This window comes from Gottfriedia luciferensis (assembly GCF_001712755.1).
GTDB lineage: Bacteria > Bacillota > Bacilli > Bacillales > Bacillaceae_G > Gottfriedia > Gottfriedia luciferensis_B.
This window is the reverse complement of record NZ_MDKC01000002.1, coordinates 408,413-422,036: the sequence shown is the minus strand read 5'-3', so window position 1 is coordinate 422,036 and position 13,624 is coordinate 408,413. Positions and strand designations below refer to the sequence as shown.

Below are 13,624 nucleotides of genomic sequence, written 5' to 3'. Positions count from 1 at the left end.
GATTACATTAAATAAATTGATTCACCGAATACAAATGTTTAATGTTTTTATAAATGTTTACCTTTTTATTCAATAATTCAATTTGTATATTAAATATATTTATGCTTGGATCATAAAAGTAAAAAAAGACCCCTAAAGGAGTCTTTAAAAAATCTCTATGAGCATTAAAGTATCATATTTTTTACCTATTCGCTTTCATTATCGACTAATACTCTCATTTCAATCAAAAATTCTTCTTTTTGATTCGGTGAATAATTATTATGTATTAATGACTCATATATATCACTTTTAACCGTTATTTGATGTGTATCTATATAATTAATAAGTCTTTGTAAGTTTGTAAAATAATCATCAGATGATACGCTTTTATAAGTAATGCAAATGTATTTTCCTTTGGGGATGGTTGAAACCTCTGTACCCGGTAATAGTAGTGTAGTTTGTTTTTTTGTTAAAACGGGTGTAAATAAATATTGATAGGTTACTTCACTAACATGTGTATAAGACTTATATGGCACAATGGCTCCGTAACCATAGTTCCTAAAACCTTCTGTGGATGCAGCAAATTTCTTCAATTTACTGTATGAGGCATTTAAAATATTTTTCGGGTCAATTCCATTTGCCTTCGTTTGTATGATTTGCATTTCTTCTTCGTACGAAAAAAACACTTCACCAAAATGAGGATAATCATTCTGTTTTTGCAATCCCTTTTTTGCATTTGCAATGATTTTTTCAATCTCAATTAATGAATCTATTTTTTTTCTGACAATTTCTTCTTGTTCTGTTAAAAAGGAGAAAAATTCATCCCTTTTTAGCCCCTGTACTTCTTTCATCTCTTCTAATGGTGTACCAATATATTTGAGTGATTTGATTAAATCGAGAAGATGAATTTGTGAATCTTTGTAATATCGATAATTCGTATCTGGATCGACATACGCTGGTTTAAATAAGTTGATTTTATCATAATATCGGAGTGCTTTAATCGAAATATTAACTAATTTGGATACCTCACCTATTGTATAAAGTTTTTCCTTCACTTCAATCACCTCCACTATCTTATTTTAGCAAAAAAAGCATATTCTTTATTCGAAAATATAGAATATGCTTTTTTGAATTATGATGCTGTTCGATATACTGGCATTTTCCAAGCAATTGTTAAACCAACACCACTCGCTAATAAGACTGTTGCAAAATAAAATGGATAGTTTAAGTCAATATCAAATAGGATTCCACCTATTATTGGTCCTATTACATTCCCAAAACTAGTAAACATTGAATTCATTCCACCTACAAAGCCTTGTTCATTTCCTGCAATTTTAGATAAATAGGTTGTAACAGCTGGACGCATTAAATCAAAGCCTAAAAATACTGTAAACGTCACTAGTAAAATCATAAAATATGAATTCACAATTGTCATCATAAACACCAGTATTGTTGAAAGGATTAAACTATATCGAATTAATCGAATTTCTCCCATCCATTTTGTTAAACGATCAAATAATGCTATTTGAGCAATCGCACCAACAATACCACCGCCAGTAATCATGATTGCGATGTCTTTTGGTGTAAAACCAAATTTATGATTTGTGAACAATGAAAATAGTGATTCAAAAGCTGACAAACCAAATTGTGAGATCAATATAACCATAAACGAGATAAAATACATCGGAGCAAAAATACGTTTTAATCCTGGTTTTTGTCCTTTATCCTCAATACTTTCTTGATTTCGTTCTGGCTCAGGAAGGATTGTAATCGATAAAACGCCTGCGAAAATTGCCAATCCTGCAGCGGAGAAAAATGGTATGCGTGGGCCATATTCTGCTATGAAACCTCCGACACCTGGTCCAACAATAAAACCTGTTGAAATTGCAGCCGACATATAGCCAAGTGCTTTTGCTCTAGTATCGACTGTAGTAACATCTGCTATAAATGCTGTTACTGCTGGCATTATGAATGCCGCACTTATTCCACCTAGCATACGTGAAATAAAAAGAACCTCAATTGTTTTACCCATTCCGAATAAAAACTCTGAGATACTAAAGATCATTAATCCAGTTATAATCATTTTTTTACGTCCGAACTGGTCTACCCAGCGACCTGCAATTGGTGAAAAAAATAATTGTGTAATCGCAAATGCAGCTACCATATAGCCTACAATTGTACCCGATATATTTAACTCATTGATAATTGAAGGTGTGACTGGAATAACTAGCCCAATACCTAAAAAAATAATGAATAAATTCATTAATACTAAAGATAACATGATGTTTTGTTTTTTCATCTAAACTCAACTCCTTTTAAAACTCTACAAAACATAATGTAAAGCCTCCTCTGAGGGGAGAGTCAATTGGTTTTTTTATTATTTTTTTATAAATCCGCTTTCATTTCTTTAAAATAAAAAAAGGAGCCTCTTTTAGAGAAGCTCATAGTTGTTGGTTCATTCTATTCATCTATTTAAAATCATGGATAACCTTTAAAATTTTCATATATTTAATGAGAATCTTATTTAGCGTGAAGAGTTTTTTGAAACATTCCGAGAATGCTCGATGTGACAAAACCAAGGATTAGCGCAAATGTTATATGCTGGTAAAGTCCAACATTATTGTTTGCTCCCATATGATGCCAAATATCATTTGGAAGCGATTTCCAAATAAACCACAAGCATGATGTTACAATAACTGTAATTATTGGTATAGTCAGCCGTTTCCCAAGTGATGAAGCAATAAACATCATTAAAGCTAAACCAAGAATTGGTGTACTACCAAAAAACCATTGAAGTATATGAAAATCGATGTTCTGCATCCATATCCCTCCTCATTCTAATTGTATGAGGAGGTTTTGCTAAAAAGTAATGAAATACCTTTATAAGTTAGAAATTCATATGGCAATTCTTTATCAATACATAAATAAAGACAAGGCCCAATGGCCCTGACTTTATTTTACGATTACTTTTCCTACCATACCTACATTAAAATGGTACTTACATGTAAGATCGTATGTATTTGCTTGTTTTGGTAACACTGAAATGGTTTTTTCAGTTCTTGGTTGAACTTCTACATCAATATTGAGCATTTTCACTGTAAAAGTATGAGGTTTACTTCCTTTATTTTTCAATAATAAAGTTGTCTTTGTACCATTTGGAATTGTGATGTTTTTCGGATTAAAATAATCATCATTCAACTCTACTACGATTGTTTGCGCACGATCATTTGCATCTGAAACCTTAGATTCAGCAAAAGCTTTGAAATTACCTGGTGTTGCCATTAACACAATCGTTGCTAAAAAAACAATTAGTCCTGATAACCAATTTTTCATTAACACTCGCATTCCCTCCTTTCCTATGCAATATTCTTTTCCATTTGATGGAAAATTATCACATTTTATTTATTTGATCATTAAAAAAAACTGTCCTCTTATAGAAAACAGCTTTTCATTTATTTTAAGTTATTGATTTGCTTCCCACTTTTTAATTTCTTCTCGAACGGTTGGTGCAACTTCCTTACCTAATAGTTCGATTGCTTTCATTACGTCTGCATGTGGCATCGAACCAACTGGTACATGAAGCATAAATCTTGTGATTCCGACATTTTTTCGAAGGTTGATGATTTTTTTTGCTACAGTTTCAGAATCACCAACATAAAGTGCACCTTCAAGGCTTCGTGCCGCATCGAATGCAGATCGATCATAAGTTCCCCAACCACGTTCCTTTCCAAGCTTATTCATTACTTGCTGTGTTGATGGGAAAAATTTATCAACTGCAGTCATTCTATCCTCTGCGATGAACCCGTGTGAATGGGATGCAATTTGTAATTTGTTTACATCATGACCGGCATGAACAGCTGCTTTTTTATAAAGCTCAACAAGTGGTGCGAACTGAATTGGTCGTCCACCTATTATTGCAAGTACAAGTGGAAGTCCTAATAAACCAGCTCGAACGACTGACTCACTGTTTCCTCCACTTCCAATCCAAATTGGCAGTGGTTCCTGAACTGGACGTGGATAGATACCTATATTATTAATGGCTGGACGATGTTTTCCACTCCATGTTACAAATTCAGATTTTTGCAAGGTTAACAGTAAATCCAGTTTTTCTTCAAAAAGCTCATCATAGTCGTTTAAATTATAGCCGAATAAAGGAAATGATTCGATGAATGAACCACGTCCCGCCATGATTTCCGCTCGACCATTGGAAATACCATCAAGCGTAGCAAAATCTTGAAATACTCTTACTGGATCTGCTGATGAAAGTACAGTTACTGCACTTGTTAGCCGGATACGATTTGTTTGTGATGCTGCAGCAGCTAGTACGACAGCTGGAGATGATGCTGCAAAATCATTACGATGATGTTCCCCTACTCCAAATACATCTAATCCAACTTGATCTGCCAGAATAATCTCCTCAACCACTTCACGTAAACGTTCTGCATGGCTTATTAAAACACCTGTCTTTGTATCAGGTGTTGTTTCTACAAAAGTACTAATTCCTATTTCCATTAAACTATTCCTCCTAAATTCTGTAATTATATAGCAAATATGATCATTTTTATAAAGTTCTGTTCCTAGAATGATTAAACAACTTAAATATACCTCAAATTCGAGATAAATTCTAACAAAGTAGTATAATGCAAGTAAATGATAGAATTGTCATCATAAGTATAACTAGAAAAAATACATTTTCTGAATTTTAAGAGTATAATAGAGTATTAGAATTACTTCTATGTTCACCTACATAAATTCTAATCAAAAGTAATTATCCAAAGTAGTGAGAAAGGATGTTTAAGTATGAATAAAACTAAACCAACTGAAGTAACAGTTGATGGTTTCTTTAGACGTCAATTAAATCGTTTTTCTACACCATTTGGAACTAAACCACAAGAACTCCCTGTTGAAGCAGGTCGATATCGACTCATTTGGTCAGCTGCTTGTCCATGGGCCCATCGTTCTGTTATTGTACGAAAAGTTTTAGGCTTAGAAAACGCGTTCAGTTTAGGAACTGTCAGTCCAATGCGTCCTAGATTACCTCACGTGGATTGGGAATTTTCTTTGGATTCAGGCGGAGTTGATCCAATATTAAGTGTTCGCTATATGAGTGAAATCTATCATAAATCAGATCAAAACTATTCAGGACGTCCGACAGTACCTGCAATGATCGAGATTAGCTCTGGTAAGGTTGTCAATAATGACTATTTTAAGCTAACAAATTATTTCGAAACAGCTTGGAAGCCGTACCATAAAAAAAATGCACCAGATCTATACCCAGTTTCCATCCGACAAGAAATTGATGCGCTAAACGAAATCATATTCACTGATGTAAACAATGGTGTATACAAATGTGGTTTTGCACAATCTCAGAAAGCCTATGAGGATGCTTATGAAACGCTATTTAATAGACTAGATGAGCTAGAGAAACGCTTATCTAAACAACGTTTTTTATTTGGTGATAAAATTACTGATACTGATGTTAGGTTATATACAACATTAGTACGGTTCGATTCTGCTTACTTTACAGCCTTTAATACGAATCGAAATTTAATTCGCGAGTATAAAAACTTATGGGGCTATGTTCGAGATTTATATCAAACACCTGGGTTTGGGGATACAACTGATTTTGATGCAATTAAACGACATTATCATTTATCAATAACCATCTCGCCAGATAAAGAAGAACCAAAAGTCTTACCAAAAGGTCCTGAACTTATGATTTGGAATTCGAAGCACAATCGAGAAGATTTAAGTGGACAAAAAGAAAAGTTCCTCATTCATTAAGGCAAAAGGAGATGCAATCTAAATGGTAAAAATAAAAATTTGTAATGCTGAAAAAGAGATGTTTCAGTCTATTCGAGAACAAAGAATTAACGCTTATGATGAATACGTCAACTTATTACCAGATAAACATTGGAATGCTTTAAAGAAGTCCCTCTTATCAAATGTTGATGAACAAGAAGGCGTGGAAATAATTGTTGCCACGGTTTTAGGAAAAATTGTCGGTAGTGTCGCTTTATTTCCAGCTAAAATAAATGCCTATGGAGATTATATCGACGAACTTGATTATCCAGAGATTCGAATGCTTGCTGTAGACTCAAGCAACCGCGGTCAAGGAATTGCTTCTGCGCTAATTTCAGAATGTATTAATCGTACGAAGGAAAAAGGATTCGATGCAATTGGATTACATACCGGTGAATTTATGAAAAATGCCATAAGTTTATATGAAAGTATCGGATTTAAACGTTTACCAAAGTTTGACTTTGAACCAGCAAATGATGGGATTATCGTCAGAGCTTATCAGATGAAGATTTAAATCATATATACTATACTTTATTAAATTTAATCTTCTTCAATAAAAGGGCTGTCCAAAGTTTTCTAACTTCAAACAGCCCTTTTAAACTTCTCTATTTATTTAATGGATATTTGTTATAAAACGAATATCGTGTTAAGAATTTCACCTATTTAATTTGTGTTATTTAATTAGAGATATCATCTTCACTTCGGAATACTATCTTATTATGATTCTTTTTAATATAAATTTGGAGTGTATTAATTGTCAAAAACAGATGAATCAAACATTCTAATTGAGCCTTGGAACGAAGCAGATCTAAATTTACTTTTGTCATCGAATACGAATAATATGATGAAATATCTTGGTGGTCTAGAAAGTTTAAATCAAATTATGAGTCGACATAAGCATTATCTTGAAATGAGCCGAGTAGGTACAGGACAAATGTTTGTAATCATTTTGCTTCCTTATAGAACAAAAATAGGAACTGTTGGCTACTGGGATCGCATATGGGAAGGTAAACTTGTTTATGAAATTGGTTGGAGCATTTTACCTCAATTTCAACGAAAAGGTATCGCAACAATCGCAGTAAAAAAAGCTATTAAGAAAGCCCAAAAAGAATCTAAACATAAATACATTCACGCTTTTCCTTCTACTAATAACATTCCATCTAATAAAATATGTGAAAAATTAAATTTCAAGTTTATTAAAAAATGTAATTTTGAATATCCAATTGGTAAATTTATGGTATGTAATAATTGGCGACTAAAGACAAGGAAGAAAAATTGAAGTTAGGTCATAAACGGCCTAACTTTCTTTTTTTAAGGCTAATTCCTAATTCGCCATGTTAAGTCTGTTTAAAATTCTAGTATTCTCATAATTTTTTCAATATAATAAGCAGGTGCGATTACATAAAAAAAGCCGATTCCAATAGATATTGGGTCAGCTTTATGTCTATTTTACTCAAAATAAAATAATGAATCGTGAGAAGTATTTGTCTGATAGTAATTTACTAAATCTTCTACAGAGATTCCTCTAATTTCAGCGATATCATTAAAACTCATATCATAATGATATGACAGTTCATGTAAAGATAATGCTGGATTATTTGCTAATAATTCATAATCAGGTAGATTGTCAAATTGTTGTGACATACTCTTCACTTCCTTTTACAGTTTCTTACTATCCTTTCCTAAAATTTACAAATTTAGTCAAGATTCGTAAAAAGATTTGAAATGTATATAAAATGATCAGTTAGGTGGTTCTATGATTCAAACTATTTTACACGCTTCGTTATTATCATTTGGATTAATTCTTCCTTTAGGGGTTCAAAACGTTTTTATTTTTCAACAAGGTGCAACTCAAAAAAGATTTATTAATGCACTTCCTGCTGTAATAACTGCATCGATTTGCGATACTTTATTAATTACTTTATCTGTTACAGGAGTTTCAGTGCTAATATTAACATCATCTTATTTAAAGACCGCTCTTTTATGTTTTGGCGTTTTGTTTTTAACTTATATGGGCTGGCAAACATGGAAAGCTGAATCTTCAAATGTAACTACAAATTCGGATCAGTTTTCAGTAAAAAAACAAATATTGTTTGCTGCATCAGTTTCACTTCTAAATCCTCATGCAATTTTGGATACTATAGGCGTAATTGGAACAAATTCACTTCAATATGATGGCCTTGAAAAAGTTGCTTTCTCAGTAACGTGTATTGCAGTTTCGTGGATCTGGTTTTTGTCGCTCGCTATAACAGGAAGAACGGCAGGAAAACTTGATCAATCTGGTAAATTTATGTTGGTTCTTAATAAAATATCAGCTATCATCATTTGGTGTATTGCTATTTACCTAATTAAAGGCATATTAAAAGGATAAAAAAATGCAGGTTAAGGAGTAATCCTGAATCCTGCTTTTATTTATTCTATTTAATTAGAAAAAGCGTAAAGAAGACAATGTTAGAAAAGCTTCAATTAACCTCAATAATTTCTCTTTTTCTTCATTGTTTAACATTGAATTAGCTTTACGTATGAGGTTCACACCTTCTATCCAATCGTTTTCATCAATTGGTACATATCCTGCTAATTGAAACATCTGAATAACAGGAACACCGAGTGGTTCTGCCAACTTTCGAATAATTTCTGTTGACGGAATACCTCTTTTGCCATTTTCAATTTGTGAAATATATGAATGCGATACATTTGCTTTTTTTCCAAGGCATTTGATTGAAAGATTTTTTTGTAATCGTGACTGTCTTATAAATTCAGCAAATATTTTTGAACGATCCTCAATCTTTTGCTCTTTATAGATCACATCAAATTTTAGATTACTATTCATTTCTATCTGTGAAAGATTAAATACTTCCTCTGATAAATTTCTTAAAGGAGTTTTTAATCTTTCAGGTGCATTAATAATATAAGCACACCAAATTAAATCTTCAGCATTTCCACCAGTCACTTTAGCAATCGCTCTAGTTAATTTCTCTTCAGGTGGAGTCAATTTCGCATTTTGTAATTTGCTTAAATAGCTCTTGTCTTTTGAAAAACCCAACTTATTTAATTCATTGGCTATTTCAGTCAAACTTAAATTTGAATTTTTAATATATTGCTTTAATAATTTGTAGTACATGCTCACACCTTTTTCTATTTTGCTCTACTTTTATTTTTATGTGTACAACATGGACTTTGACACTGTTGTGAATTGGGTTATTTTGGAAATTTTTAAAAAAATGAGGAAGTACTTAGAATCTAACCGTTCATAAGGTAAAAAGAACTAAACCCACTCGTTTTGCTGAGTGGGTCTTAAAATCTTATAAATTTTTAAATTTTTTTCGCTTCTTTCCGATTTACCCTAAATTATTTCCGATACTCTATTACGGAGAATTTCAATTAATTCTTCGTCCATAAACTGATAATCATCAGCTATATCTAGATTGACAATCTTTTTATCATTGAGTAAATCACCGAATTTATCGCGTATTCTTCTTAAATGTTTTTTCTCCATTACAAAAATAATATCAGCCCAACCAATATGTCCCTCGGTCACTTTAATTCTAGCACCAGTTTCAGTACCCGCGGATCTTGCTTTGTTGCCATTATTTAAGTGAAAAATCTTTTCTGCTGTAGGACTTCTCCATTGATTTTTGCTACAAATAAATAATAATTTAATTGTTCTTCACACCTTACTATTAATTGTTTATTACTAAATAAATATGAGCCAAATGATGTTCGCTATGCCAAGCGTATAAAGCTAAGATGAAATCTATACTAATATTAATTTTAAGTTCAGGGTGATAACAAGTGCGATTAAACTCTTCCTCTGTTAGTGATTCAAGTAAAACTACGTAACGTTCGTGAATACCTTCGATTATTTTTAAAGAACTATGAAAATCAAAATTCGAATCACTTAATGAAATCCATGCATTTTCATCATAGGCTTTGATTGTAGGATTTTCTTCAGTTAAAGCTAGTTTAACTCTCATAAAGCTATTCATATGGCTATCAGCAACATGATGAATAACTTGTTTTGGTGTCCAACCACCTTCACGATAAGGTGTGTTTAATTGTTCTTCAGTAAGGGATGTGATTGCCTCTTTATATTTAATCGGTGCATCTTTTAGTACTTTAATAAATTCTTTACGTTGTTGATGAGTGTAGCTTGATGGTAAAGTAAATCTGCCAATCGGATATTTTAAATTTTCCATTTCAAATCCCCCATTTTTTTAACTTTTTATAAAAAAACAACAAAGCCTTTCAAAGACTTTGTTGTTAAATTACGAATTAAAGTGTATTAAATGTTTCAGTTAATACTGGAACGATTTGTTTTTTACGAGATACAACACCTTTTAATAAAGCAGTGTTGTTTTCTAACGTTACATTGTATGCTTTTTCTACCGCATTAGTAGCAGTTCCTTTTGCAACTGCGATCGAGTCGTTTGTTAAAATATCTGTTACAACAAATAAGAATAAGTCTAATCCTTTATTAGCTACGATGCCTTCAAGTACATTTTCTAATTCAGTTTGACGAGAAAGTACGTCATTAGTATCAACTGCGTTTACTTGTGCAATTTCTACTTTATAGTTACCCATTTGGAATTCTTTAGCATCAAGTGAAACTAAAGACTCAATAGATTTATCAGCTAAGTTTGCACCTGCTTTTAACATTTCTAGACCATATTCTTCTGCATTTACTCCTGCGATTTCTGCAAGTTCTTTTGCAGCAGCAACATCTTGATCAGTACAAGTTGGAGATTTGAATAATAAAGTATCAGAAATAATTGCTGAAAGCATTAAACCAGCAACTTCTTTCTTAATTTCGATATTATTTTCTTTATACAATTTGTTTAAAATTGTAGCAGTACATCCAACTGGCTCACAACGGTAGTATAATGGATCGCTAGTTTCAAAATTAGCAATACGGTGATGATCAATAACTTCAAGTACACGAACTTGTTCGATATCATCAGCACTTTGTTGACGTTCATTATGATCAACTAAAATAACATTATTTGTTTCAGCTGCAACTTTTACTACTAAGCGTGGTGCTTCAGATTTAAATGTATCAAGTGCAAATTGTGTTTCTGCACTTACTTCACCTAAACGAATTGCTTCAGCATTTTCACCTAAAGCCTTTTTTAATTCTGCATATGCAATTGCAGAGCAAATTGTATCTGTGTCTGGGTTCTTGTGACCAAAAACTAGTACTTTTTCCATCAAAAATTCTCCTAACTATATCTTGTTTTTCATTTTTTTATGTATTTTAATGCCAGGAATTGGCTTTAATATAAAACGCTTCAATAATAATACCATATCAAAATAAAAAAAAATAGCCAAAATGGCTATTCTTTACAGTTTGCTGACAAAGTCAAAAAAACATGCCAATGAGACTAATTGAAAGCGCTTAATTTCCATGTCACTAAGCCTATTCATCCTTTTGCTAACAAGCAGCAAGTCTTTTTAAACAACAATCTAATTAATCTTCATCATTTTTATATGACATTGATTCCGTAATCGGTTCAGTTTTTGGTAACCAATCAATTGGAATATCATCTGCAGTATTAAGATCTTCAAGTAATAATTCATCAAAATTATTTTGATTCGAATCGATTGATTTGTTCTTTTTTGATTTGCTCATCTCTTATACCTCACTTAGTCCTTAATGATTTGGATTTAGTTTGTGTAAAAGACGGCTTAGTTAATACTTATTTTATGTTTTTTATAATAATTTCAGGTATGGCTATATTTTTACGCGGTTTTATATTTTCAATAATAATTTCAGCTATATCGTCAGGATTCATCATTTTTGAAGTTTTATCTTCATCAAAAATACCGGCCCAAAAGTCTGTATTCATTCCACCCATATATGCTGCAAATACTGAAATTGGTGTTCCGGTTAATTCGACCACCAAACTTTCGGTAAAGCCTTTAACTCCGAACTTACTTGCACAATAAACTGATTCGGTTGCTTTTCCAATTAGACCTGCAGTAGAAACAATATTGACGATTGTTCCATTATCTTGTTTTTTCATTTGTTTTAAAACTTCTTGTGAACAGAAAATAGTTCCCTTTAAGTTAATGTCAATCATCTTATGTACTGCTTCCTCAGTTAATTCTTCTGCAAGATCAAAAATTCCAACACCTGCATTATTAAATAATAAATCAACTTTTCCATATGTTTGAATGATTGTATCGAAAACTCTTTTTACATCTTCATGTTCTGAAACATCTACAGTATGTATTGAATAATTGTTAGGTAATTGTTTACCAATTTCTCTAAGTTTATTTTCAGTTCTTCCTAACAAACAAATGTGAGCTCCATTTTCAGAATACTTTTTAGCTAATGACGCGCCTAATCCACTTCCTGCGCCTGTTATGATAACAACTTGATTTCCCAATCTAAGACCAACTTTCTTTATAAAATATTTATCCGAATAATTTCATTATAGCTATTAAACCAAAACATGATACAATTGTAAAAGTGTTTGTTTAGGAGGTCGATAAATTGAATACTACTAAAACGGATAAAATATCACGCTTTTTTAAACTACTACTTCCAATTTTAATCACTCAAGTGACATTATTTTCGATGTCATTTTTTGATACAATTATGTCTGGAAATAGTAGTCCAGGGGATTTAGCAGGGGTTGCGATTGGTGTTAGTATTTGGACTCCAATTAGTACAGGGTTAACTGGCATTTTAGTCGCAATTACAACAATGGTTGCCAATTTAAATGGTGCAAAACAGGATGGAAAAATAACGCCTCTTGTTACGCAGGCACTTTATTTGGCTGGGATTATTGCAGTTGTCATTATTATTATTGGTATATTTTCAATTCATCCAATCTTAAATCATATGAATCTTGATCCGAAAGTTCATCGTGTTGCTCTTCATTTCTTATTCGCATTATCATTTGGAATTTTACCTTTATTCCTATATACAGTCATTCGTCAGTTTATTGATGGTTTAGGTAAAACAAGAACTACTATGATCATTACGGTTATTTCAGTACCAGTTAACGTAATTTTGAACTATTTCCTTATCTTTGGTAAAGCTGGTCTTCCACGTTTAGGTGGAGTAGGTTCTGGTGTAGCATCTGCAATAACGTATTGGATTATTTTTGGAATTGCTTTCTATATTATTAAAACTAAAAAGCCATTTAGCGGCTTTAATCTTTTTAAAAAACTTCCTCCAATTTCATTTACAACTTGGAAAAGTATTTTAAAATTAGGAGTTCCAATTGGACTTAGTATCTTTTTTGAAGTAAGTGTGTTCTCGGTCGTAACATTATTATTAAGTGAATTTGATACTGAAACGATTGCTGCACATACAGTGGCAATGAATTTTGCAAGTCTACTCTATATGGTTCCATTAAGTATTTCGATGGCTTTAACAATTGCTGTTGGCTATGAAGTTGGTGCGAAAGAGTTTCAAAATGCAAAAGAATATAGCAAAATTGGTTTAGTAATGGCAGTTTCAATTGCTTCATTTTTTGGGATCATCATCTATTTATTCCGATATGATGTAGCTGGATGGTATACAAATGACCCATCTGTCCAAATTTTGGCTGGCGGATTCTTAATCTTTGCAGTCATGTTCCAACTATTTGATGCAATTGCAGCACCAATCCAAGGTGCATTAAGAGGTTATAAAGATGTGAATGCCACGTTAATTATGATGATTTTAGCTTATTGGGTAATCGCATTACCAGTTGGGTATGCACTTTCTAATACTCATCTTGGTGCAAAAGGATATTGGGTTGGTTTAATCGTCGGTTTAGGAGTGTCTGCACTAACATTATCTTTCCGATTAGTACAATTACAAATAAAAAAAATAAAGTTATCTGAAGCATAA

General features: G+C 32.2%; 17 protein-coding genes. 5 read left to right on the top strand and 12 right to left on the bottom strand.

The genetic code is table 11. The features are described from left to right. Positions 1-185: 185 nt before the first annotated feature. The 5 genes from BED47_RS04610 to BED47_RS04590 form a co-directional block, all read right to left on the bottom strand. Positions 186-1,034 carry a MerR family transcriptional regulator gene (locus tag BED47_RS04610; RefSeq protein WP_069032619.1) on the bottom strand — a complete coding sequence of 283 codons (849 nt, stop codon included), beginning with the start codon at positions 1,032-1,034 and terminating at the stop codon, positions 186-188. Positions 1,035-1,111: 77 nt separating this feature from the next. Then, positions 1,112-2,278 carry an MFS transporter gene (locus BED47_RS04605; RefSeq protein ID WP_069032618.1) on the bottom strand — a complete coding sequence of 389 codons (1,167 nt, stop codon included), beginning with the start codon at positions 2,276-2,278 and terminating at the stop codon, positions 1,112-1,114. Between the two features lie 221 nt (positions 2,279-2,499). Then, entirely contained in the window at positions 2,500-2,799 is a 300-nt protein-coding gene (locus BED47_RS04600) for a hypothetical protein (protein ID WP_069032617.1), read from the bottom strand. 132 nt (positions 2,800-2,931) lie between these two features. After that, positions 2,932-3,324 carry a cupredoxin domain-containing protein gene (locus BED47_RS04595; protein WP_439097766.1) on the bottom strand — a complete coding sequence of 131 codons (393 nt, stop codon included), beginning with the start codon at positions 3,322-3,324 and terminating at the stop codon, positions 2,932-2,934. A gap of 117 nt (positions 3,325-3,441) precedes the next feature. Beyond that, a complete protein-coding gene (locus tag BED47_RS04590) occupies positions 3,442-4,491 on the bottom strand; it encodes an LLM class flavin-dependent oxidoreductase (protein WP_069032615.1) in 1,050 nt (349 codons plus the stop codon). A 288-nt stretch (positions 4,492-4,779) separates the two neighbouring features. Between BED47_RS04590 and BED47_RS04585 the strand changes: the two genes are divergently transcribed. From BED47_RS04585 to BED47_RS04575, 3 genes are all read left to right on the top strand, one after another. After that, positions 4,780-5,763, top strand: a complete 984-nt coding sequence (locus BED47_RS04585; protein ID WP_069032614.1) for a glutathione S-transferase family protein — start codon at positions 4,780-4,782, stop codon at positions 5,761-5,763. A gap of 22 nt (positions 5,764-5,785) precedes the next feature. After that, positions 5,786-6,295, top strand: a complete 510-nt coding sequence (locus BED47_RS04580) for a GNAT family N-acetyltransferase (protein ID WP_069032613.1) — start codon at positions 5,786-5,788, stop codon at positions 6,293-6,295. A 240-nt stretch (positions 6,296-6,535) separates the two neighbouring features. Then, entirely contained in the window at positions 6,536-7,060 is a 525-nt protein-coding gene (locus BED47_RS04575; protein WP_069032612.1) for a GNAT family N-acetyltransferase, read from the top strand. Positions 7,061-7,230: 170 nt separating this feature from the next. On the opposite strand, the gene BED47_RS04570 is transcribed toward BED47_RS04575, so the two are convergent. After that, positions 7,231-7,425: a hypothetical protein gene (locus BED47_RS04570; RefSeq protein ID WP_025569137.1), complete on the bottom strand. Its 195-nt coding sequence runs from the start codon at positions 7,423-7,425 to the stop codon at positions 7,231-7,233. Positions 7,426-7,537: 112 nt separating this feature from the next. On the opposite strand from BED47_RS04570, the gene BED47_RS04565 reads away from it, so the two are divergent. Continuing rightward, positions 7,538-8,152, top strand: coding sequence for a LysE/ArgO family amino acid transporter (locus BED47_RS04565; protein WP_025569135.1), 615 nt, complete (start codon positions 7,538-7,540; stop codon positions 8,150-8,152). A gap of 54 nt (positions 8,153-8,206) precedes the next feature. Here BED47_RS04565 and BED47_RS04560 read toward each other — a convergent pair whose 3' ends face one another. The 6 genes from BED47_RS04560 to BED47_RS04540 form a co-directional block, all read right to left on the bottom strand. Further along, positions 8,207-8,902, bottom strand: coding sequence for a helix-turn-helix domain-containing protein (locus tag BED47_RS04560; RefSeq protein ID WP_069032611.1), 696 nt, complete (start codon positions 8,900-8,902; stop codon positions 8,207-8,209). A gap of 222 nt (positions 8,903-9,124) precedes the next feature. Then, positions 9,125-9,442 carry a low molecular weight protein tyrosine phosphatase family protein gene (locus BED47_RS04555; RefSeq protein WP_084006766.1) on the bottom strand — a complete coding sequence of 106 codons (318 nt, stop codon included), beginning with the start codon at positions 9,440-9,442 and terminating at the stop codon, positions 9,125-9,127. 19 nt (positions 9,443-9,461) lie between these two features. Then, positions 9,462-9,977 carry a YfiT family bacillithiol transferase gene (locus BED47_RS04550; RefSeq protein WP_069032609.1) on the bottom strand — a complete coding sequence of 172 codons (516 nt, stop codon included), beginning with the start codon at positions 9,975-9,977 and terminating at the stop codon, positions 9,462-9,464. A 76-nt stretch (positions 9,978-10,053) separates the two neighbouring features. Further along, positions 10,054-10,986 carry a manganese-dependent inorganic pyrophosphatase gene (locus BED47_RS04545; RefSeq protein WP_069032608.1) on the bottom strand — a complete coding sequence of 311 codons (933 nt, stop codon included), beginning with the start codon at positions 10,984-10,986 and terminating at the stop codon, positions 10,054-10,056. A gap of 259 nt (positions 10,987-11,245) precedes the next feature. Next, positions 11,246-11,407 carry a hypothetical protein gene (locus tag BED47_RS23615; protein ID WP_175403449.1) on the bottom strand — a complete coding sequence of 54 codons (162 nt, stop codon included), beginning with the start codon at positions 11,405-11,407 and terminating at the stop codon, positions 11,246-11,248. 67 nt (positions 11,408-11,474) lie between these two features. Continuing rightward, entirely contained in the window at positions 11,475-12,167 is a 693-nt protein-coding gene (locus BED47_RS04540; protein WP_069032607.1) for an SDR family oxidoreductase, read from the bottom strand. A gap of 107 nt (positions 12,168-12,274) precedes the next feature. Here BED47_RS04540 and BED47_RS04535 point away from each other — a divergent pair, with 107 nt between their 5' ends. Next, positions 12,275-13,624 carry an MATE family efflux transporter gene (locus BED47_RS04535; RefSeq protein ID WP_069032606.1) on the top strand — a complete coding sequence of 450 codons (1,350 nt, stop codon included), beginning with the start codon at positions 12,275-12,277 and terminating at the stop codon, positions 13,622-13,624.

Bases quoted from the DNA above. Each gene is read 5' to 3' on its own strand.
- BED47_RS04560 (WP_069032611.1), bottom strand. From the start codon at position 8,902: ATGTACTACAAATTATTAAAGCAATATATTAAAAATTCAAATTTAAGT.
- BED47_RS04565 (WP_025569135.1), top strand. From the start codon at position 7,538: ATGATTCAAACTATTTTACACGCTTCGTTATTATCATTTGGATTAATT.
- BED47_RS04550 (WP_069032609.1), bottom strand. From the start codon at position 9,977: ATGGAAAATTTAAAATATCCGATTGGCAGATTTACTTTACCATCAAGC.
- BED47_RS04605 (WP_069032618.1), bottom strand. From the start codon at position 2,278: ATGAAAAAACAAAACATCATGTTATCTTTAGTATTAATGAATTTATTC.
- BED47_RS04570 (WP_025569137.1), bottom strand. From the start codon at position 7,425: ATGTCACAACAATTTGACAATCTACCTGATTATGAATTATTAGCAAAT.
- BED47_RS04595 (WP_439097766.1), bottom strand. From the start codon at position 3,324: ATGCGAGTGTTAATGAAAAATTGGTTATCAGGACTAATTGTTTTTTTA.
- BED47_RS04600 (WP_069032617.1), bottom strand. From the start codon at position 2,799: ATGCAGAACATCGATTTTCATATACTTCAATGGTTTTTTGGTAGTACA.
- BED47_RS04585 (WP_069032614.1), top strand. From the start codon at position 4,780: ATGAATAAAACTAAACCAACTGAAGTAACAGTTGATGGTTTCTTTAGA.
- BED47_RS23615 (WP_175403449.1), bottom strand. From the start codon at position 11,407: ATGAGCAAATCAAAAAAGAACAAATCAATCGATTCGAATCAAAATAAT.
- BED47_RS04545 (WP_069032608.1), bottom strand. From the start codon at position 10,986: ATGGAAAAAGTACTAGTTTTTGGTCACAAGAACCCAGACACAGATACA.
- BED47_RS04590 (WP_069032615.1), bottom strand. From the start codon at position 4,491: ATGGAAATAGGAATTAGTACTTTTGTAGAAACAACACCTGATACAAAG.
- BED47_RS04580 (WP_069032613.1), top strand. From the start codon at position 5,786: ATGGTAAAAATAAAAATTTGTAATGCTGAAAAAGAGATGTTTCAGTCT.